13 protein-coding genes are annotated in these 24,218 nt (G+C 30.3%); 2 read left to right on the plus strand and 11 right to left on the minus strand.

Annotated features, from left to right (window positions below; genetic code table 11):
* Positions 1 to 2 precede the first annotated feature (2 nt).
* Positions 3 to 746, plus strand: a complete 744-nt coding sequence (locus KQI89_RS07125) for a hypothetical protein (RefSeq protein ID WP_216456488.1) — start codon at positions 3 to 5, stop codon at positions 744 to 746.
* Positions 747 to 1,047: 301 nt separating this feature from the next.
* On the opposite strand, the gene carB is transcribed toward KQI89_RS07125, so the two are convergent.
* From carB to KQI89_RS07145, 4 genes are all read right to left on the minus strand, one after another.
* Positions 1,048 to 4,269 carry a carbamoyl-phosphate synthase large subunit gene (gene carB / locus KQI89_RS07130; RefSeq protein WP_216456489.1) on the minus strand — a complete coding sequence of 1,074 codons (3,222 nt, stop codon included), beginning with the start codon at positions 4,267 to 4,269 and terminating at the stop codon, positions 1,048 to 1,050.
* A 95-nt stretch (positions 4,270 to 4,364) separates the two neighbouring features.
* Positions 4,365 to 5,408: a carbamoyl phosphate synthase small subunit gene (locus KQI89_RS07135; RefSeq protein WP_216456490.1), complete on the minus strand. Its 1,044-nt coding sequence runs from the start codon at positions 5,406 to 5,408 to the stop codon at positions 4,365 to 4,367.
* Between the two features lie 474 nt (positions 5,409 to 5,882).
* Positions 5,883 to 7,271, minus strand: coding sequence for an MATE family efflux transporter (locus KQI89_RS07140; RefSeq protein ID WP_032122371.1), 1,389 nt, complete (start codon positions 7,269 to 7,271; stop codon positions 5,883 to 5,885).
* A gap of 462 nt (positions 7,272 to 7,733) precedes the next feature.
* On the minus strand, positions 7,734 to 8,396 hold the full coding sequence (locus KQI89_RS07145; RefSeq protein WP_216456491.1) for a helix-turn-helix domain-containing protein: 663 nt from the start codon (positions 8,394 to 8,396) through the stop codon (positions 7,734 to 7,736).
* A gap of 203 nt (positions 8,397 to 8,599) precedes the next feature.
* On the opposite strand from KQI89_RS07145, the gene ytaF reads away from it, so the two are divergent.
* Positions 8,600 to 9,223: a sporulation membrane protein YtaF gene (gene ytaF / locus KQI89_RS07150; protein ID WP_216456692.1), complete on the plus strand. Its 624-nt coding sequence runs from the start codon at positions 8,600 to 8,602 to the stop codon at positions 9,221 to 9,223.
* A 100-nt stretch (positions 9,224 to 9,323) separates the two neighbouring features.
* On the opposite strand, the gene KQI89_RS07155 is transcribed toward ytaF, so the two are convergent.
* The 7 genes from KQI89_RS07155 to KQI89_RS07185 all read right to left on the minus strand — a co-directional run bounded on the left by KQI89_RS07155 (position 9,324) and on the right by KQI89_RS07185 (position 23,960).
* Positions 9,324 to 10,331 carry a DUF1002 domain-containing protein gene (locus KQI89_RS07155; protein WP_216456492.1) on the minus strand — a complete coding sequence of 336 codons (1,008 nt, stop codon included), beginning with the start codon at positions 10,329 to 10,331 and terminating at the stop codon, positions 9,324 to 9,326.
* A gap of 303 nt (positions 10,332 to 10,634) precedes the next feature.
* Positions 10,635 to 15,866, minus strand: coding sequence for a SpaA isopeptide-forming pilin-related protein (locus KQI89_RS07160; protein ID WP_216456493.1), 5,232 nt, complete (start codon positions 15,864 to 15,866; stop codon positions 10,635 to 10,637).
* A gap of 483 nt (positions 15,867 to 16,349) precedes the next feature.
* The gene (locus tag KQI89_RS07165) at positions 16,350 to 16,703 is read right to left on the minus strand and encodes an arsenate reductase family protein (protein WP_216456494.1); all 354 of its coding nucleotides are present in this window, start codon (positions 16,701 to 16,703) and stop codon (positions 16,350 to 16,352) included.
* Between the two features lie 192 nt (positions 16,704 to 16,895).
* On the minus strand, positions 16,896 to 17,969 hold the full coding sequence (locus KQI89_RS07170; RefSeq protein ID WP_216456495.1) for a uroporphyrinogen decarboxylase family protein: 1,074 nt from the start codon (positions 17,967 to 17,969) through the stop codon (positions 16,896 to 16,898).
* A 335-nt stretch (positions 17,970 to 18,304) separates the two neighbouring features.
* The gene (gene htpG, locus KQI89_RS07175) at positions 18,305 to 20,185 is read right to left on the minus strand and encodes a molecular chaperone HtpG (RefSeq protein ID WP_216456496.1); all 1,881 of its coding nucleotides are present in this window, start codon (positions 20,183 to 20,185) and stop codon (positions 18,305 to 18,307) included.
* A 309-nt stretch (positions 20,186 to 20,494) separates the two neighbouring features.
* Positions 20,495 to 22,201: an ABC transporter ATP-binding protein gene (locus KQI89_RS07180; protein WP_216456497.1), complete on the minus strand. Its 1,707-nt coding sequence runs from the start codon at positions 22,199 to 22,201 to the stop codon at positions 20,495 to 20,497.
* Between the two features lies 1 nt (position 22,202).
* Complete coding sequence (locus tag KQI89_RS07185) at positions 22,203 to 23,960, minus strand: ABC transporter ATP-binding protein (protein ID WP_216456498.1); 1,758 nt, start codon at positions 23,958 to 23,960, stop codon at positions 22,203 to 22,205.
* Positions 23,961 to 24,218: the final 258 nt, after the last annotated feature.

Below are 24,218 nucleotides of genomic sequence, written 5' to 3' on the forward strand. Positions count from 1 at the left end.
CAATGAAATCTAAAAAATTATTTCCTCTTTTATTAATTTCAACTATATTTTTAGCTTCTTGTAGTACTTTTAATTCTATGGAAAAAAATAAATTAATAGTTGAAACCCTTGATAACGACTCTTCTGTTTCATATAAAATAAATGAAACAAGAATTTTATCAGAAGAAGATGCAAAGTTAAAAGCCTTAGAAACTTTAGAAAATTTTTTTAACATAAAACTATATTTAACAGAAGTAGATTGCAATGTTTATTTTAATGATTCAAATCAAATAAAAAATTCTTTAAGTAGGATAGGATTCAATAATAATCAAAACCTTCAATTTGAAAATAATTATTCTCTATCAGGTAGTGGATCTTATATCATAAATTTTTATTCTAAAAAATCAGTAAGCTTGCAAGAAAAAGAATTTGATACTTATATTACTGAATTAGATGCAAAAACAGGAAAATTACTCAGTTTTGATCATTATTTTTTTAAATATCCAACTAATTCAACTTCTAATATTAGTATTGAGGAAGCAGAAACATTTGCAAGTGGATTTATTGTGAAAAATAATATTGGAGGTATTTCAATTGCAAACCTTATTGATAAAGAAAAGACTATAATAAATAAAAACACCTATTATAGATTTATATTTGAAGATAGGGATACCTCTAGTAAAAAAGTAATTATAGAAATTGATGGTAATTCTAAAAAAGTGTGCTCACTCTTAGCAGGTACAATGACTACTCCTGCCAACCATTAATAAAACATATATCCATTTAAAAACCTTACTTTCAAGTATTTAACTAAGTGAATTTATATTAAATTCCTTTTAAGTGCAAAGGCTGTAACAAAGGGCTTTTACCTCTTTATTACAGCCTTATGCATCTTTAATATAATTTTACCTAAGTCAAATTTATACCATGACTACCTGCTCTAATGCTTTGCCTATCATTAGCTAAATGATATATGGCAAATTAAGTATATAAAGTTAATATTTACATTTTACTATGAGATTCATAGATAAATTAAGAGTAAGGTGTTTTTTAATATATTTATATATGCTAAATAGTTATTCCCATATTATATATATCTATATTATCTAATTCTTTTATATCCTTATACTTTTTGCTTACTTTTACTAAAGCCTTTAAGGTATCTAAGGTAGTTATGACTTCTATATTTTTTTCTATGGCTGCTCTTCTTATAATAAAACCATCCCTATAGGAATTATTAGCTTTAGTAGGGGTGTTTACTACTAAATCTACCTCTAAGCTATTTATTATATCTAATATATTGGGGGAGTTTTCTTTAATTTTGCTTACTTCTTTAGCCTCTATACCTACAGACTTTAAAAAGTTTGCTGTGCCTTTTGTGCATATAAAACTGTACCCAATATCCTCTAGTTCCTTTGCTATATGTGCAAATTCTTCTTTATCATGATCGCTTATGGTTGCAAGTATTGTGGATCTTTTTCTTGTAAGTTGCATGTCTGAGGCTAAGAAACCTTTGTAAAGTGCTTCATTTATATCTTTTCCAACTCCTAATACTTCTCCGGTAGACTTCATTTCAGGTCCTAAAGATACCTCTACTCTTGGAAGTTTTTGTGTAGAGAATACTGGAATCTTTACAGCCACTAGATTTGGTTCTTTATAAACATCTATTCCATAACCAAGAGATTTAAGTTTCTCACCCATCATAACTTTTGTAGCTAATTCCACTATAGGAACTCCGCTAACCTTACTTATATAAGGCACTGTTCTACTAGCTCTAGGATTTACCTCTATAACATATAATTCATTATGAAACTCTATAAATTGAATATTTATCATACCTTTAATACCTATACCTCGGGCAAGTTTTTTAGTGTACTCCAGTACTTTATCTTTTATTTCTTTAGCTACATTTTGAGTAGGATACATGGTTATGCTATCACCAGAATGTACCCCTGCTCTTTCAAGATGTTCCATAATTCCAGGAATGAGTACATCTTCACCATCACATATAGCATCTACCTCTATTTCTCTTCCCATAAGATATTTATCAATTAGTACTGGATTTTTAGTATCCTTTTCAAATGCATTTTCTAAATAATATTGAAGTTCTTCAGGGGTATAGGTAATCTCCATACCTTGTCCACCTAGCACATAAGATGGTCTTACCAGCACAGGATAGCCCAAGGCTTTACCATGTTCTAATCCTTCTTTAGCACTCCAAATTGCTCTACCTTTAGGTCTTGCAATATGAAGCTTCTCTAAAAGGTCATCAAACTTTTCTCTATTTTCTGCAGTGTCTATTTGCTGTGAAGTTGTTCCTAATATTTTTATGTTTTTTTCTTGTAGGAAATTAGCAAGTTTTATAGCGGTTTGTCCACCAAATTGAAGTATTACTCCATAAGGCTTTTCTTTATCAATGACGTTTAATACCTCTTCCTCTGTTAAGGGTTCAAAGTACAACTTATCTGATATATCAAAATCTGTACTTACAGTTTCAGGATTATTGTTTATTATTATAGTTTCTATACCCATTTTTTTCAAAGTCTTAACCGCATGTACTGAAGCATAATCAAACTCTATACCCTGTCCTATTCTTATAGGTCCAGAACCTATTACCACTACCTTTTTTCTTTGTGTTACTTCAACTTCATCTAAAGTATTATAGGTGGAATAAAAATAGGGAGTTAGTGCTTCAAACTCTCCAGCACAAGTATCTACCATATTATATACAGGGTGTATATTCCACTTTTTTCTTAGCTTATATATTTCATCAGGACTTGTTTTAATTAAATCCCCTATTCCCTTATCAGAAAAGCCCATGCGCTTTAGTTCATAGAGATATTCCCTTGATAATTCATCAACATTAAGAGTTCTAAGGTTCTCCTCTTTATCTACGATATTCTTTATTTTTCTTAGGAAGAAACTGTCTATACCTGTTATTTGAGATATCATTTCAATCCTATAATCTCTCCTAATTAATTCTGCCAGTGCAAATATCCTTTCATCGTCTGGGGACATAACTTTTTTCTTTAGTTCCTCTAAAGTAAGTTTTTTCATAGCCTTGTGCTCTAAATTATATTTACCTAGTTCTAAACTTCGAATTCCTTTTAAAAAGGCTGATTCAAAATTACTTCCTATCGCCATAATCTCTCCTGTAGCCATCATTTTTGTTCCTAAAACTCTATCTGCATTACTGAACTTATCAAAAGGCCATTTTGGTATCTTAACTACCACATAATCTAAGGATGGTTCAAAACATGCATAAGTTTTTTTGGTTACGGCGTTTTTAATTTCATCTAAAGTATATCCCAGTGCTATTTTTGCTACTACTTTTGCAATAGGATAACCTGTAGCTTTAGATGCTAGAGCAGAGGATCTACTTACCCTAGGGTTTATTTCTATAACCCCATATTCATAACTGTTAGGATCTAATGCAAACTGTACATTACATCCTCCTTCAATACTTATAGAATTTATAATATCTATAGAGGCAGTTCTTAGCATCTGATATTCTTTATCTGACAAGGTCTGACTTGGTGCAACTACAATACTATCTCCAGTATGAATACCTACAGGGTCTATATTCTCCATATTACATACGATAATAGAGTTACCATTACTATCCCTCATTACTTCATACTCTATTTCCTTCCATCCCTTAACACTCTTTTCAATAAGAACTTGTCCTATAGTGCTTAAATGAAGTCCTTGTTCTAATATCTTTATAAGTTCCTCCTCATTGTTAGCTATACCTCCGCCTGTTCCCCCTAAGGTATAGGCAGGTCTTACTATAACTGGATATCCTATTTTATTACTAAAGATTTTCCCACCTTCAATATCCTTGATTATTTCGCTTTCAATGGTAGGTTGTCCTATTTTTTTCATTTCTTCTCTGAAAAGCTCCCTATCTTCACCTTTCTTAATAGCCTCAATGGAAGTACCAATAAGGTTTACGTTATATTTTTTTAATATCTTATTATCACTTAGTTCTACAGCAAGATTTAAAGCTGTTTGTCCTCCCAGTCCTGCAAGCAAACTATCTGGTCTTTCCTTTGCTATTACCCTCTCCACAAACTCACAGGTTAAAGGTTCTATGTATATATTATGAGCCACCTCTTTATCTGTCATTATAGTGGCTGGATTACTATTTATTAAAACTACTTCTATTCCTTCTTCTTTTAGAGCCTCACAAGCTTGGGTTCCTGAGTAATCAAACTCAGCAGCTTGACCTATAACAATAGGACCTGATCCTATAACTAATACTTTTTTTATATTTTTATTTAATGGCATAAATATCCCTCCAAGTATTCTTCTTAATCGAGCAACCACTAATGATAGGTTTTTCTAATATTAAACCAATACTGATTTAAACTTAACCTTAACAATCAAAGCTTTAAGAACTCATCAAAAATTTCTTCAGCATCTTGAGGTCCTGGACAAGCTTCCGGATGAAACTGCACGCTGTAAATAGGTAATGTATTGTGCCTCATGCCTTCTACAGTACCGTCATTTACACTAACATGAGTAATTTCAGTATCCTTTGGAAGCTCATGAACATAATATCCATGATTTTGAGAGGTAATATAAATTTTATTATTTTTAATGTTTCTCACAGGATGGTTACAACCTCTATGTCCAAATTTTAACTTCTTTGTCTTTCCTCCTAATGCTAGAGCTAAAAGTTGATGACCAAGGCATATCCCTACTATAGGTTTCTTACCTATTAACGTATTAATATTTTTTATAATATCCTCTAAATCTTCAGGGTTTCCAGGTCCATTAGATAAAAATATCAAATCCGGATTAGTCTTTAGCACATCTTCCGGTGAAGTATCTGCTGGAAACACTGTAACCTTACAATTTCTTTTTATAAAAGAATCAATTATATTACTCTTTACTCCAAAATTCAACAAAGCTACATGCTTCCCAGTCCCTTGTATAGTATATACATCTTTTGTAGTAACCTTCATCACTGCATCTTTATTGTTAAAACTATCAAATTTATCTTTTACATATTCCTTACTAAGTTCCTCTAAAGTTATGATTCCTTTCATGGTACCACTACTTCTTAATACTTTAGTAAGTGCTCTAGTATCTATCTTTTCCAATGCCATTATTTTATTATTTTTCAAGTAATCCTCAAGCTCCATCTCACATCTAAAATTATTAGGGTACTTGCAGGCTTCCCTTACTATAAACCCCTTTACCTTTGGACTTTGTGATTGACTATCCTCTAAATTCAAACCATAATTACCTATAAGAGGAGATGTCATGGTTACTATCTGACCATAATAAGAAGGGTCCGTAAGCACCTCTTGATAACCAGTAATCCCGGTATTGAAAACCACTTCTCCTAAAGTTTCTTCAATATATCCAAAAGCTCTTCCTTCAAAAATCATTCCGTTTTCTAATATTAATTTAGCCTTCATTCTATTAACCTCCTGTATTGAATATTAAAAATAAAAGGATAACTATGAGAATAATAAATCATTCCCATAATCATCCTTTAAATTTATCTTAAGATTAATAGATTTTTCTTTAATAGCCTTTTGATTTATATAAAAATCTGTAGCACAAAAAATTGTAGTCATACACCTATCCCCTTTCTGGTCTCACTGAACCAATTTAAAGTTAGCTTTATGTTTTACTTTTATTAAAAAGTTTAATTGAATATTATCTTAATGTCAAGAAAAAAATTCTAGATGTCTCTTATTTTAAATACGTCTAATTATATAACCTATTACTGTAGCTACAATTGATCTAATAGGTTTATCAAAAGAGTTGTGGCGTAATGCCTTTCATTTGCCCATTAAAAATAACCCCTTAGGTAATTCCTAAAATAGATGAGGATAGTTATGCATTTTCTATTAACTAATTTTACTTGTTGATTTTATATTGAAGTACTAATCATTACCAACAAATCCTTTGTTTCTCCATTTACCTCTCTTAAAGAAAATTGTGGTCACAATGGCCCCAAGTGTCCAAGAAACAAGTAATGAAATAAAAGTAGATTCTGGTCTACCTGTAGGATAAGCTGCACTACGGGTTAAATAAGCAATACCATAAGCAACTGGTACACGTATAATTACCGTAGTAATTAGTGAAATCCACATAGGTGTCATTGTATCTCCTGACCCTCTCATGACTCCTGACAAACTCTGTGTTACTGCCATTGCAATATAACCTACTGCAAGGATTTTCATCATATGCATACTTAAATCCACTAATTCTTTAGTATCTGTAAATATACTCATTAGATTTCTACCAAAAAATAGTATTAATATTGTTATGACAGTAGAAACCCCAACGGCAATTCTGGTACCATCTTTAGTTCCTTTTTCAACCCTGTCCATCTTTTTTGCACCAATATTTTGACCAGCATAGGTTGTCATGGCATTACCAAAAGTAAAGTTAGGCATCATGGCAAAAGCATCCACACGCATAACAATTACATTACATGCAATAACCATTTCTCCAAAGCTGTTAGTTAGAGATTGTACAGCTATCATTGCAAGAGAAAATATTGCCTGAGTGAAGCCAGATGGTAGTCCAAGTTTCATAAGCTTAACATAATACTGCTTTTTTAACTTTAACATTTTAAGATTCAAATCAAAAGAGCTTTTCATCTTTGCTAATTTAATAATACAAAGTACTGCTGATATTCCTTGTGCAATAACAGTTGCAAGAGCAACCCCTGGAACACCTAGTCCCATTCCTGCAACAAACCAAATATCAAGTCCTACATTCAATACTGTGGAAATAAGTAAAAATCCAAGTGCAGATAAAGAGTCACCAAGTCCACGAAGAACCCCTGCTAAAATATTGTAATAAGCAAATCCCGCAATACCTACATAATAAATAATAAGATATTCCGCACACCACTCCATTATAGAATCTGGTGTATTAAGCAAAGAAAGTAATGGACGAGTTACAATAGGTCCAACAATCATTATTATTACTGATGCAATAGCAGTAAGTGTTATGCAAATACCAATTGTATGTGATAAATGCTCACGTTCTTTTGCACCAAAGTATTGCGCAACCATAATACCTGCACCTGTAGCAATTCCAACAAAAAGCACTACCAGAAGATTTAATATAGGAGCTGCGCTACCAACAGCAGCAAGTGCATTATCACCTACATATTTACCTACTATAATAGAATCAGCAGTGTTATAAAACTGCTGAGCTATATTACCTATTAACATTGGCAATGCAAATTCAACAATTCGTTTCCAAGGCGTCCCTTCAGTCATATCTTTTGGAGCAAATAGTTCTGAAATTTTTGCCATATCTCTACCTCCTAACTAAATCATGACAATTCCTTTTTTACCTAATATTCTGTTATTTGTATAACTACTTCAAGTTCAAACCAAAATTAGTGTATATCAATTATAATTCTTTGTCAATTTTTAATTAAGGCATCTTAAGGATACTTTTCTTCTAATGATTATTCATCAAACTCACCCCATGCCCCTCTGCTCTAATACTCTCATCTTCTTCAAAATGAAAATAAAGATCAGCTACATCCTTGAATAACTATTTTTAAGCTTTAGTTGGAGCACAAACTCCCTCTAAATCCAAGAACTCTGTTTATGAACTTTAATTGATAGTATATTTCTACATTACTTTTATTTTATTAAAAAAGCCTAGTTTATATCACAATATCTAATATGATAAAATAAACTAAGCTTTTGGCATTTATTATTTTTACACAAATGTAATGATAACCCTCCATAAGGTGCCTCCAAAATTTAATCAATTTGATTATTATCAATTTTAGATAGCCGATCCATAACTAATTTTATGGCTATAACATCGTCAAAGTATCCATATGGAAAAATGTAATCAGGGATAATATCTGTAGAAAGAATAAAATAAAAAAGTCCACTTCCAAGTATGGCACGCTCTTTGGTTGATATACTATCATTACAAAATTGCTCATACATCTCTTTTAACTGTTGTATAAATGGACCCACTCCATTTACATTATTTATTTTTTCATCAAAATTCTTATAAATCATTTCCTTTCCTTCTTCTGTTAGTGCATACTGCTCATACTTATTTAAATCTTTTTCAACGCATTCTATTAAACACTCTTGATCTGATATATCTAGATATTTAGTAATTTGCTGAATAATATCAGCTACAGTATTGTTATTTAAAGAGATTTGTTTATCTAAAACTCCAATATCATATCCAGCAGCTACTAGCAACTTTTCTATAGGAACATTTAAATGTTGAGAAATTTTTTGTAGATGATTAATGTTTGGAGGTTGCTTTCCGTTAACAATTCTTGAAATTGTGGAGGTATCGATTCCTGTAAGTAAACTAAGTTTGCGCATGGAGAGTGATTGTTCTTTTAATAATGATTTAATCATTATTCCTAAATTTAACTCTTCCTTATTTTTTAACACACTTTTTTCACTCCTATTATTATATAAATGATGGTTTATTAAATTATATGTAAGAGATCATCATTTATTATAAATTTTTTTATATTATATTATAACTTCTATATGTTGATAATATCTCAATATAAATTTGATATATTAGGAACAATATGTAGCTTTTTTCTATACTATATTAGCATAAAAGAAAAATATTAAGGAGTGTTATTATCGTGGAAGCTTTATTATTAGCAGCATCATGTTCTTTGGATGCATTTGTAGCCAGTATTGCCTACGGAACAAATAAAGTAAAAATACCTTTTATATCTATACAGATTATTAATTTAGTTTGTTCATCTATTCTTGCTATATCATTATTTTTTGGTTCTATAGTAAAAAAATTTCTACCAGGAAATATTAGTACAATAATAAGTTTTATAGCTTTAATGTTATTGGGTGGACGATATATAATACAAAGTATTATTAAAAGTTATGTAGAAAAGAATAAAAACTCAGATAAATCAATAAAGTTTAAACTATATGATTTAAGATTTGTATTAAATATATATGTCAGTGAAGGTAAAGAAGATTCCAATAGTTTAAAGTCTGTTAAATCAAAAGAAGCTTTTTATTTAGCCGTTGCTCTTTCTCTTGATTCATTAGCAGTAGGCTTCGCCAGTGCTTTAGGAAGTATTAATTACAAACAAGTGGTGCTGTTTTCTTTAATAACTGACGCAGTTGCTGTCTGGGCAGGATTATTTTTAGGTAGAAAATTTGTTGAAAAAACAAAACTTAATCTATCATGGCTCTCTGGGCTTATATTGATAGGATTGGCTTTTCTGAAACTAATATAACTTGTTGTGTTAGTTAATCACTAGTACAACAAAACAAGGACCTACAATTCTGTAGCTCCTTGTTTTAGATTAAGATACTAATAAAATATCTTTAATTTTATTATTTCACTGTATCTTTTTCAAATATATCATCTATAGTTTCTTTAACTTGTGCTTTTTTAGTTTCTAATTTGGCTGGTTCTATTTCTTCTCTTTCCTCTTTATTAAATAATCCTTTAACCCATGTTCCAAACCTATCTAATTGTTTAGATATTTTCTTTAACAAAGTGTTATTGGCCGCTAATATAACCCCTGACTTTTCTAAACTCTTTGTCATGGTATCATTTAATTTAGATAAAGTTCCTTTTAAGTCTTTGTATTTCAAATCTAAGTCATTTAATCTTGTTAATAATTGTGTGATACTTTCCTGTTGGCTTTCAGATAGTTTAACCTCATATTTATCGGCAGTCTTGTCCACTATTCCTGTTATGTGTTCTTTATCTTTTGGTTTATCTTTTATAACTTCTGTCTTTGCATCATTTATTAATGATGCTGCCTTATCCGGTCCTATTTCATTACCTAGAGACTTTGTTACATTTATTTCATCTCTAGCAACTTCTTTATTTTCTAAAGGTAACTCTTTACCCATAGACTGTTCAAATCCTTTTAATATCCCTGCCAAGGCTGCTGTTCCTGTTACTTCGTAGGGAGCGTCTGCTATTACTTTTGCATCTGTTATTCCTGAGGTTACAATTGCATTAGACAGCATATTTTTAGTTACTTCTGTTAGATTATTTGTAGTTACCTTTATTCCCTTTCCTTTAGGTAAAACTTCAACATAACAGCTAGAAATAGAAACACTGCCCTTGGCTACAGGTTTGCTAGTGTCCATTCTAAGCTGTTCTCTTATATCTTGTATAGTTACTTCCACTTCTTTAATTTCATTTTTTTCTATTTGATCCTGTGTTACATTAAATCTGTCTAGCATCTGAACTCTTTGAGCTTTTGTTAAGTCAGCCCCTAAAGTTACTATGCGTTTATTTTCATCCTTTGCCATTGCGCTTACTGGAGAGAATAATCCAGTGATTATAACACTTGCCAAAAGCGCAGAAAGAATTTTGTTCTTCATTAATTATACCTCCACCTTCTAATATTAAACTTCTAAATAAATTTTATCACACTAAAATAAAATATGGAAACTTTTTTCCATTAATTGTAATATTTATTTATATTAAGTCACTTTAGCCTTCATTAAAACTTATTGTGGATCAATGGTAAATTATCAAGTGATTTTGATCCGTGGAGTTTGCTTAAATTATATTAATACAGAAATTACCCCGTTAAATAGATCTTATAAGGTCTTTATGACCATGTCTAATTAACGGGGTTAACTTCATTTAAAAGATACTATTGTATTAAATATTTACTCACTTTAATTACATTTTTTACTGTTTTTATTTTTTAGCATTAGCATAACTCCTAGAAGAATGGCTATACTTCCTATTGTAATCAAAATTTTTGTATTTATAATACTTCCTGTCTTAGGCATAACCTTAGTTGGTTCAGCCCATACTTTTTCTTGTTCATTTTCTACAGTAAACTTTTGTATTTCTTGAGAATTAATCTGAGCCATTATAACTTCTTTATTTATTATATATCCCTTAGGTGCTTTGGTTTCCTTAATTGTGTAAATTCCATAGTCTACAGCATTAAATCTTGCAATTCCACCTTGGTCACTTATAGCTGTAGCTACTGCATTTCCATCCTTATCATATAAAGTAAACTCTGCTCCTTGGAGTACATTTCCTTTCATGTCTGTCTTTTTTACTTCAATCGTTCCTTTGATTCTATTATTTTCAACCTCATAGATATAAACTTCACCATCTTTGTCAATAGATATTTCTATAATACCTTCTGATGCTTTATATCCTTCTGGAACTCTTGTCTCCTTAATTGTGTACTTTCCATAAGCTATTCTCTCAAAGACTGCAATCCCCTCTTCTCCTGACACAGAACTGGCTATGACTTTACCTTCTGAATCATACAATGTGAATTCTGCTCCCTGAAGAGGCTTTTTATCTTGATTTAATTTCTTAATCTGAATGGTTGCCTTGATTTTAGTATTTGTGATAGTTCCAGCTTCATAAGTCTTTCCATCTTCAGTTATTTCAATGGAAATCTTCTCATTAGAAACAACATATCCTTCTGGTGCTTTTGTTTCTTTTATGGTATACTTCCCGTATTCCACATTTTTAAACTCTACTAATCCATTCTTATCTGTTACAGAGGTCTGGATCACATTTTCTGATAAATCGAAAAGTGTGAATTCTGCGCCTTCAAGATAATTTCCAGTTTCATCGGTCTTTTTAACCTGTATTTTTCCTCTGATTTTTCTATTCTTTATTGATCCTATTTCATATACCTTACCATCTTCAGTCACTTCAAAGGAAATCTTCTTATCAGAAACAATATATCCTTCTGGTGCCTTTGTTTCCTTTAGGCTATACTTTCCATATTCCACATTTTTAAATTCTACTAATCCATTCTTGTCTGTTACAAGGGTCTGAACTATATTTTCCGATGAATCCAAAAGTGTGAATTCTGCTCCTGCAAGTCTTTCACCATTTTCTCCAATCTTCTCAACCTTAATACTTCCTCTAATCTTTGAGTTATACACTGTATATGGATCTGATTTTACAACTTCCCCATCTTCGCTAATAGTTGCCTTTAAAACTTCCTTGGAGATAACATACCCTATAGGAGCTTTCGTTTCTTTTATAATGTAATCTCCGTATTCTACACCTTCAAACTGAACACGTCCATTTTTATCACTTATTGCTGTAGCTAAAGGATTTTTAAAGCTCTTATCAGCATCTTTATAAAGCTTAAATTCTGCACCTTCAAGTGGATTCTTATCTTCTCCTGTCTTGTAAAATTCTATTGTTCCTTTAATTTTTGTATTAGAAATACTTTCAGGATTTGTTTTTACAACTTTTCCATCTTCACTAATAGTTGCTGTTAAAATTTCCTTAGAAAGAAGATATCCTGCTGGAGCTTTTGTTTCTTTTATATTATAATCTCCGTATTCTACACTTCCAAATTGAACACGTCCATTTTTATCACTTATTGCTGTAGCCAAAGGATTTTCAAAATTTTTATCACCCTTTTTATAAAGCTTAAATTCTGCACCCTCAAGGGGCTTTTTATCTTCTCCTGTTTTATAGAACTCTATATTTCCTTTAATCTTTGTATTAGAAAATCTATAGGGATCAGCATGTACAGTAATTCCATCTTCATTTATACTTGCAGTCAATACCCTACTAGAGAGATAGTATCCTGTAGGTGCTTTTATTTCTTTTATATTGTAGTTTCCGTACTCTACGTCTTGAAACTGAACACAGCCATTTTTATCACTTATTGCTGTAGCTAGAGGATTTTCAAAACTCTTATCAGTATCCTTGTAAAGCTTAAATTCTGCTCCCTCAAGAGATTTTCCACCCTCTCCAGTCTTATAGAATTCTATGGCTCCTTTAATTTTGTCATTAGAAATTGTATAAGGATTGGCAGATACAGTAGCTCCCTCTTCACTAACAGTTGCTGTTAAAATTTCCTTAGAAAGAACATATCCTGCTGGAGCTTTTGTTTCCTTTATATTATAATCTCCGTATTCTACATTTTGAAATTGAATACGTCCGTTTTTATCACTTATGGCTACCCCCAAAGGATCTTCAAAATTCTTATCAGTCTCTTTATAAAGTTTAAATTCTGCACCTTCAAGGGGATCTTCATCTTCTCCTGTTTTGTAAAATTCTATTGTTCCAGTTATTTTATCATTTTCATAATTATATATAATATTCTTTTTATCTTCCTTATTTTCAATCTGGAATTTATAAGTTTCGTTGCTTAACTTATATCCTGTTGGAGGAGTTATTTCTCTCACATAATAGTCTATACCAAACTTAAGTTTATTAAATAAGATTTCTCCATCATCTCCAGTAGGAGCTGAAGTTTTTATCACATTGTGGTATTTATCAAGAAGTTCAAACACTGCTCCTTGTAATTTTTCAGAGTCATCTTTCTTGTCTACTTTTATAACCTTAATACTTCCAGTTTCACCAACTCCACCACCACCTGAACCTTGAAATATTACACCAACACCTGATGAAGTTGCTGACTCACTTATTCCTGTTCCAACAAAGGAAACGGAGTTAGTAAATGGTGACTTTGATTTATTTGTAACATCAGTTCTAAAGGTCAGAAGATAAGCTTCACTTGTTGGACTAGGTAATGTAAATATGAACTCTCTTTTTACCATATCATATTTTACGCTATTTTCCTCCAAAGTAACTTCTTCTCCTTTTATGAGACTTCCATCTGAATTTAAGATTTGTTTATATAATTTTACCGAAGTAGTATCGAGTTCTAGACCTTCTTGAAGTGTATCTGTAATAACAGCATCCTCTAATAATATTTTATTAGAGTTAATGGTCACATTCCAATCAATATAAGAATTTCCTTTAACATAATCTGCATTTTTATATATCAATGTATTTTTTATCTTACCTGTGCCAGTACTTTCTACACCGCCAGGCACTAAATCAGTTATTAGCTTTACAGTATTTTTAAATTCTTTCTCTCCATTAGAGTCAAATACAGAAGTATCAGTAATTTTAGTTTTAAAAGTTATTACTTGCTCCTCTTTAATTTCACTAGGAAAATTATATCTTAATGTTTTTGTTCCTTCATCATAAGAATAGTTTGATGATTCTGCAGGACTTCCATTAAGATTAACAGAATTAGGTACAAATTCCTGTCCTTCCTTTATAACATCTGTAAAATAAGCATTTGTAAGAAGCATTTTATTTTTATTAACTACAACCTTCCAGGTAATTTCTCTTGTAGCATAGTTATACTCTTCACTAGCCTTATTGATAACTTGACTTTGTATATTTTGTGTACCTTGAGAGGTTGAAGGTTTAATATTATCCCCTGTTAATTTGCTAACATTATAATAGTTTTCATTTCTATTTCCTGCATATACTTTAGGATCTGTTACTTTTGTTTTGAAGGTTATAGTATGAATTTCATTTACAGTATCATTGAATTTATAGGTTAATGTTCCAGTTTTCTCTTTATCACTTGAATCTGCCTTTACATAAGTGAAAGCCCCTTCAGAAGTCCCTTTATCAATTGTGAAAGATCCTTCTACATACTCCTGTCCTACTCTTATGTCATCAGTAACCACTGCATTTTTTATAGCTATCTTATTACCGTTTACAGTAACTTTCCAAGTAATCTCACCTGTGGCTGGATTGTACCCTACTCCTTGCTTATTAATAATACTAGTAGGCACTCCAACGCCTTTAGTATCTGAAGCATTACCTGGTACCCCATCACCAGTTAAAGTTACTTTATTATTATAGGTTTTCCCTGTATTAGAATTAAATGCATCTTCATCAGTTACATCTGTTGAAAATTCAATTTTATGAGGCTCATTAATTTCACTTGGAAAGGTATATGTGAATTTTTGTCCATTTATAGTGTAATTATCCTTAGTTAGATTTCCATCTATCTTAACACTATCAGGAGTAAAAGTTAATCCCTGTGGTATATCATCTGTAACTACAGCATTTTCTATATACTGAGCATTATTGTTTACATAAATGGTCCAATTAATTCTCTTAGTTATTGCATCATACTTTCCATCTTTTCTAATAAAATCTGTAACTACTTTCACTGATGCTTCATTTGATTCTACAGTAGTTCCATCATGATTAAAGATTGCTTTATTATACTCGTATACTGTAGCACCTTCATTTTCAAAGGCTTTTGGATCTGTTACCTTAGTCTTAAAGCTAATTACTTGCTGCCTTTCTATTACATCTTGGAAGTTATAGATTAGTTTTTTATCCGTACCATCATAGCTATAATTTGTCTCATCTGCATTAGCTCCATTTATTTTAACAGAGCCTGGTACAAATTCTTGCCCCTCTCTAATGTTGTCTATAATTTGAGCATTATTAACCTTAACATTTTCTGGATTAACTATTACTTTCCAAGTAATTTCATTTTTAGAAGGGTCATAGCTCCCTTCTTTTTTAACGGAAGCATCAGGGATTTGTGGTTGCTCAAAGTTTACATTAATTGTAACAGGGGCAGAATTTCCTCCAATTTGGAATTTAATAGGTACAGGGTTATTGTTTCCTATTTTACTCTCATCAAAATAAGTATTCACATAAAAATAACCTGATACATTAGAGTTATGCTCTGCATAATCAGAAAAAACAATGGTAACATTGCCACTAGTATCTATGGTACAAGTACCAATGTATTCATCGCTATCCTCCAACTTCAGTGGAAAACTCATGTCTTTTATTATCTTTATTTCCTTTGGTATCTTCATGATATATACATCATCTTTTTTTACTGTAGTTTCATTTGGAATTGCAAAGGTATAATTCAGTTTAACTTCTGAATTCTTGCTGATTGGATTTGAATGCTCATTAATTGGATTCCCTTTTCCATCTATTAATGTTATACCTGTAATAAACTGAAATGTACCTGTAAGATCTGTTGCATTAACTTTTACTATGGATTCAATGGTTGAAAACTGCAAAAATAAAGCAAGCATCACTGCAATGATAGAAAACTTTTTCTTCCTCATCTTTCCCCTCCTTATAATTTAAATATTGCCTGGCTATCTTAATGTTCAACAGCCTTTAAAATAAAGATTCACCTATCCAAGTGCTTAAACATATGACGTACATTTAAAACTTTGCAGTGGTATATTACTTTGCCATCTCCCTAGTAATATATATTGGTTGCAGATTTTTGCCACAAAAAAGTATAGAAATTTAACCTTAGGGTCGAAATTCCCAATTCTTAATCTTTTTCCATAACTAAAACAAAAGCTTTGAAAACCTGCACTAGTTAATATATGACATGTACCCAGATATGATTACTGAAAAATAATATAATTTAATTGCAGGTGAAAGGATTGATGAGACGAATTATGTGATAACTTATTTCTATATGACTAAAGTCAAAAAATAAAAAAAGCGCCATGTTTTCATGACGCTTTTTTATTTATTCATGTTCTAGATATGGGATATAAGAAAATAATTCCTATGTATTTTCATAGATTTCTTTATTTAACATTCTGCCACTCTACTTCTTTAAATCCTACTATAACAAAATCCTCAGCTATAAGTAATGGACGCTTAACTAGCATACCATTTGTTGATAATATCTCAATTAGTTCATCTTCTCCTGCACTCTTAACCTTTTCTTTTAAATTCATCTCTCTATAAAGAACTCCACTTGTATTAAAGAACTTATTTACTGGAAGTCCGCTTTTTTCAATCCATTCTTTTAATTCTTGTTTTGTTGGATTATTTTCAACTATATGTCTGTCTTCAAAAGTAATATTATTATCTTGTAGCCACTTTTTAGCTTTTCTACATGTAGTACATTTAGGATATTCTAAAAATAAATATTTCACTATTTTCACACACCTTAATAATTATTTAGTAGTATAAATTCTTTATCAAATTATAGTATTATTATCAAAAATGTGCAAGTAACCTTTGTTGAAAATTAATATTTCCCTTAAGCAGATATCACAATTCTATGATTTGATGGTACTTTCCTTACTCTTCCAGTACTCATTTTAACTTAAGAAGATGAGTTTCCTTTAAACCCTATCATGTAATAAATCTAGATCTATTGGATATTTACCATAGGTTTTGGCAGCTTCCATAAACATTTCAACTTTCTCAATTGGAGTATTCATTGGAATTTGACAGCCTGTACTTAAAATATACCCCTTTTTAGAATCATAACCTTTTCTAATACACTCTTTCACTGATTTAAAGATATCTTCTCTAGTTCCTTTATGAATTACATCCACAGGAGGAACATTCCCGGTGATTATAACTCTATCTCCCATTACTTCCTTAGCCTCTTCTAAATCTTCTATATTATCTATGCTGAAATTAGAAATACCTGTGCCCACAACGTCTTCCCAAATACCCCTACTCTTTCCACAGATATGTATACTAGGAGCACTTCCAGTTTTCTCTTTTATCTTATTAACATTCTTTTGGAGATAAGGTAAAGAAAATTCCCTAAATTGTTTCGAGCTTATAAGGCTATTAGATGAAACTGGATCAGCAAAACCAATGGATAACCCTAATTTCGCTACTTCTTCTATATATCTATTGTTGGATTCTGCCACTATTTCCATTAAGGTATGAACTTTTTTAGGATACTTTATCATCCATTTTAACAAATTTTCTGTTCCTACTAAAGAAGCTGCAACACTAAAGGGCCCAGACATTGCCGCACCAACATCTACTTCACTTATAAGGGCATCTCTAGTAAGCCTTAAAGCTTCAATTAAAATTGGTAACTTTCCATCTTTTAATGGATTAACGACTTTAAGAGATTCTATTTCATCTACAGATTTAATAGCTGGTTCCAATAAATATGAAATACTATAATCAGGATAACCTACCTTAGACCCCATAGCCTCAGCAACTCCTCTAAGGCTAGTGGAGATTCCTACACTATCATGTCTAAGTCTTCTAAATAAAGCTATTTCTAAACCTGCCATAAGTTCTGCTGAATGATAATAATCTCTGGCTGTCACTCCAATAAAAGGTACCATGGTAACTCCCATATCAGGTATAGATATTATACGATCTATCTCTTCACCTTTAGCAAAAGCATCCATTCTTTCTCTCGGAGTCATCTCTTCCTTTATCAATTAAAGCACTTCCTTTCCAACATAAAGAATAAACCATTATATTTAATTAACCCATCTAATACTAAATGATTATATACAATATAATGGAATAAGTATAATAGAATTATGTTATAGACAACACACCTTTAATTAAGTTATTAAATGACTCTCTTTCACCTCACGCTTTTCTTTCCTAATATTGGAAGCTTTTATGGAGTAATATTTATTAGTTTTAATTTCTCTCTAAAACCATTGAAAAGTTCCTACAAATTTTAATATTTCTTTTAAATTTTGTTCATGTTGAATTTAAAACAAATAAAAGCCTGAAAATCCTTAATAGATTTCCAGGCTTTTATCTATCTCATTATTTTACATATATTATTTGTAAATTCTACAGGATCAGTTATAGTTAACCCTTCTATAAGTAACGCTTGATTATATAATAAATCTGTGTATAACTTAAGCTTATCTTTATCTTTTTCGAAAGCTTCTTTTAATGCCTTAAATACCTCATGATTTATATTTATTTCTAAAACTTTATCTGCCTTTATATTTTCATTATTAGGCATAGCGTTTAGAATTTTCTCCATTTCAATTGTAAGTTCACCATCGTTTGATAGACACACCGGATGGTTCTTTAACCTTTTTGATGCTCTAACATCTTTAACTTTATCAGATAAAATATCTTTCATATGTTCAAAAAGTTCTTTATTATCCTTATCATCTGAAGTAGCTGTTGTTTCATTTTCCTCCATATCTATGCCCAAATCAGCACTTGATACAGATTTGAATTCTTTCTCTTTATACTTCATCAGCATTTTTATAGCAAATTCATCTATATCTTCTGTAAAGTATAATATTTCATATCCTTTATCTAATACAATTTCTGTTTGTGGAAGTTTTTCAATTCTTTCATTTGATTCCCCTGCAGCATAATAAATGTATTTTTGATCTTCTGGCATTCTAGAAACATATTCAGCTAAGGTCACCATTTTTTTCTCTTTTGATGAATAGAACATTAATAAATCTTGCAGATCATCTTTATTACTTCCAAAATCACTATAAACGCCATATTTTAATTGTGTTCCAAAGGACTTATAAAACTCTTCGTATTTCTCTCTCTCATTTTTTAATATATTTTCTAATTCATTTTTTATCTTAGTTTTTATGTTTTTAGCAATAAGTTTTAATTGTCTATCATGTTGTAGTATTTCTCTAGATATGTTAAGAGATAAATCTTCTGAATCTACTATACCTTTAACAAATCCAAAGTAGTCAGGTAATAGATCTGCACACTTATTCATAATCAAAACACCATTTGAATATAGCTCTAGACCCTTTTCATATTCTTTTGTATAGAAATCATATGGGGTTTTTTCTGGAATAAATAAAATGGCATTATAACTTACAGCACCATCAACACTAGTATGAATATGTTTTATTGGCTTATCAAATCCATAGTGCTTTTCAGAATAAAAGCTATCATAGTCTTCTTTAGTAAGTTCATTTTTATTTTTTCTCCATATAGGAACCATGCTATTTACAATTTGTTCCTCTATATACTCTTCGTATTCTTCTTCACTGCCTTCTTTAAGTTTTTCTGTAGTTATATCCATTTTTATTGGATATCTAATAAAATCAGAGTATTTCTTAATTATAGACTTTAATTTGTATTCCTCTAAGTATTCATCAAAAGTTTCATCTTCTGTGTTTTCCTTTATTTTAAGTATAATTTCTGTACCTACTGAATCTTTTTCACACTCTTCAATGGTGTACCCATCTATACCCTTAGATTCCCACTTGTAAGCTTTATTACTACCAAAAGCTTTACTTATGACAGTAACCTTATCAGCTACCAAAAAGGCCGAATAGAATCCTACACCAAACTGACCAATTATGTCATATCCTTCTTTTAGTTCAGTTTCTTTTTTAAATTGTAATGAACCACTTTTTGCTATAACCCCAAGATTATCATCAAGTTCTTCTTTTGTCATTCCAATACCAGTATCAGAAATTTTTAATACTCTATTTTCCTTATCAGCAACCACCTTAATGTAGTAGTTTTCTTTTTCAAAGCTCAAAGAATCATCTACTAATGCCTTATAATAAATTTTATCAATGGCATCGCTAGCATTAGAAATAAGTTCTCTTAAAAATATTTCCCTATGAGTATAAATTGAGTTAATCATAAGATCTAGAAGCCTTTTAGACTCTGCCTTAAATTCTTTTGTTTCCAATTTAAATCTCTCCCTTCATGATAAAAAACATGATTTTTATTATTAGCACTCATTATCTTCGAGTGCTAACAGCTAACTTTTATATAACATATTTAAAATATTATGTCAACATTTTTTACAAATTTTCCCCTTTCTTTTACCGTTATTAACAATGACTTGAAACCTTAAATTATAAAAAAGGATTAAATAAATTTATATAAAATTTACTTAATCCTAATTTTATCTCAGTTATTTTGCAAATAATAAAAAATTATTATTAATTACTTATCTTCAAAATATCAAGTTTTTTAATATATAATTAAGCTGATGTTATTGTGTAGATGTTTCAGCTTGCCACATTGAATAGTACTTTCCCCCCTTCTTTATGAGTTTTTCATGATTACCTTCTTCAATGATTTTTCCATTAGATACAACTAAAATTTTATCTGCATTTTTAACTACAGAAAGATTATGAGCAATCATAATTATAGTTTTATTTTTGCTTACAAGATTTGATATTGCTTCTTTAACATATAACTCGTTTTCTATATCTAAAGATGCTGTAGCTTCATCAAGTAGAAGTATAGGACTATCTTTAAGTATAGCTCTTCCAATAGAAATACGTTGCTTTTCTCCTCCTGATAACCTATTACCATTTTCACCAGTAAAGGTGTCATATCCTTTTTCTAGCTTTGAAATAAAATCATGACAATTAGAAGCTTTACATGCACCAACTATTTCCTCATCTGAAGCCTGTGGTTTTGCAAATCTTATATTATTTTTTATACTATCATTAAATAAGAAAACATCCTGATATACCATGGAAACATTTTTAAGCACTTTTTCTCCATTAATATTTTTAGTATTTATTCCTCCTATTTTTATATCACCAGCCTCTGCCTCATAAAACTTGGAGATAAGATTAAGTATTGTAGATTTTCCAGAGCCAGAATCCCCTACAATAGCAGTTATCTCGCCATGTTTTGCTTTAAAGCTTATATTTTCTAAAACAGGTTGATCTTTTACATAACTAAAAGAAACATTTTCAAATTCGATATCATAATTATTTGGTTTAAATTCAATGTCTGAATAGTTATCTTCCTTTTCAGCTGCTAAATTATCCATAGATTTTTTTGAAATCATAAGATTTTTATAAGAGGTTAAATCTATAAACAAGTTTCCCATAAGTTGTGATATAAACAATGATAAAATTATACAAATAACATATTCTGAAGATGATATTTTACCTAAAACCCATTGGTTTCCTCCAAGGATAATAGATATTGGAATACTTATATCTTCTACTACCCTATAAATACATCCTATAGGAACTACTTTAGACTCAAATTTATAACTTATATCACTTATATTCTTTAAGGATTTATTTATTTTTTCATTTTTTACTCCTCCAAGTCCATAACTTCTAAAGGGTTGGATACCATTTATATATTCAATTAAATCACTAACATTATCATTGAGTATTTCCTTTTTTATACCTCCATACTTCTTTACCATTTTGAAGGATATGATCATAAAAGGAATAATCAATAAAGCAAGAATTAAATTTACCATACCAATATTAATATTCATGCTACACAAAAATATCAAGGTTACAATACTTAAAGTTAAATTTTTAGCTATTTCTCCTGCCTTATGCCCTAGAACATCTTCATAATTATTTACATCATGAGTTATTACATTAATAAATTCTCCAGTTTTATACTTTGAAAAATTTATAAGAGGAAGATTCTTTATCTTATTCCCAAGGAAAAGTCTTATATATTTTGCAGTTGCAGACCCTCCAATATGTCCTAAGGTGTAACCTATTGAGTATAAAACTAATCTTAGAATAAATATACATGCTAATAATATACATAAATTCATTAGTTTTCTTAAATCAAAACTATTTTGAAATAATGAATCTATAGTTAAAAATATACATCCAATAACTGAACCTGTAAGTAATCCTTCAATCATATTAAGCAGAATTGAGGTAATCAATCTTTTATCTTTTTTTATCCATGTAGGATTTTCCATATTATGCACCTTCCTTTACGGAATACTCAATACTCTTAGATTTCTCGTGACAATCCCATATTTTTCTATAGTATTCATTTGTTTTTAACAAATCCTCATGAACACCTATATCTGTTACTGTATTATTTTCTACTATAGCTGCTCTATCACATTTTTTCACTATATTAAGTCTATGAGCAACAATAATTACAGTCTTATTCTTACATAAATTATCTATAGCCTCTTCTATTTCCTGTTGATTTTCAGGATCTGCCGCTGAAGTAGCCTCATCAAGTATAAGTATTGGGGCATTTTTAAGTATGGCTCTTGCAATGGCAATCCTTTGTTCTTCTCCTCCACTAAAGCGTGTTCCATAGCTTCCTACCTTTGTATGGTATCCTTCTGGAAGACTTTCAATAAAGTCATGAATTTGTGCTTTTTTAGCTGCCTCTTTTACTTCATCAAAGCTTGCTTCTGTTCCCATTTTTATATTTTCAAGTATGCTTTCTTTTGTAAGAAAAGTATTCTGAAAAACTATTGATACATTTTGAAGAAGGGTTTCATAATCTATAGTTCTTATATCCTTTCCACCTATTAAAATTTCTCCCTTATTTATATCAAAAAATCTTGCAATAAGTTGTATTATTGTACTTTTTCCTGCTCCTGACTTTCCAACAAGTGCTATTTTTTCACCATCCTTAATAGTAAGGTTAACTTTGTTTAATATATTAACCTTTCCATCATAGGAAAAACTTACATCTTTAAGTTTAATTTCTGTGCTAGCTGGAAATACCTTCTCTCCTTTTTCATAAGCAGGTATTTCAATTATTGCTTTTGCATTATTAACACCATTAAGAACCTGTGAAAAATTTGACCCAAGTTCCATTAATGGGCGTAGTTCTGAAAGATAAAGACTTCCTACAAAAGCAAATAGCATTAAAGCTCCAGCTGTAGCATGTCCATGATTATACATGAATCCACCCATAGGAATTATAAATAATACTCCACATTGAAGAACTATTACAAAAATTGAATACAAAGGTCCCATTTTACATGCAACCCTCTTCCACAAACTATGTTGCTCATCAATGGCTCCTTTATATTTTTTATAGGAATCAGCTCCCATATCATAGGCTTTTATAAGTTTCATTCCATTTATATATTCAATCATTGATGAATTTAAATTACCAATAACTCTATTTAATTCGCTCATTCTAGAACTTTGATCTTTAAACATCATAAACTGTAGCAATATACCAATAGGTATTGGAATTAATGTAATAAGAGCTAATTTAAGATTTATAGTGCATAAATAAACAAATATAGCTATTGGTCCACTTAAATACATAAAAATTTCAGAGAGGTGATGTGCTAAGAAAAGTTCTAGCTTTTCTATGTCTTCACTGATTACCCTTTTAATTTCTCCAGAACTTTTCTCACTAAGATATCCTAAAGGTATTTTTGCCATATGATTTATAATCATACACCTTACATTATAAAGAGCATTATAGGCACCTTTATGTGAAGCTATTATACCTATTGCCATAAAGAAATATCTCAATACTATTGAAATTATTAGTAAAATACTATATTGAAATATTAATTCTCTTGTTACTTGTTTTAAATATACCCCTTCTATAATTTTGTATATTGCAATATATGGAGCTATAACCATTAAGCCACTTACAAGACCACAAAACATAGAAAAATACAGCTTATATTTTTCTTTCCCTGCCCATTTAAACAGGGTTAATAAAGGATTTTGTTTTTTTTCACTCATAACTGCCACCTGCCATTCGTATAATTTTTTGTAAGTACAGAATACTTCATGGCAAAAATATTATCTACTCCATTAATTTGTAAATGTACCATTTTGAAATTGTTTTTCATATGATAACACATATCAAAATGGTATTTAACCTATTTCAGAAGTTATTCTATAATAATAAGCATAAAAAATAACCATCTTAGATTAGTAAAATGGTTATTAAAAAATCCCGTTAAATTATTTAATCCTACTGTCATTGAATCTGTATTT

Source organism: Clostridium simiarum, from assembly GCF_018919175.1.
Classification (GTDB): domain Bacteria; phylum Bacillota; class Clostridia; order Clostridiales; family Clostridiaceae; genus Clostridium_L; species Clostridium_L simiarum.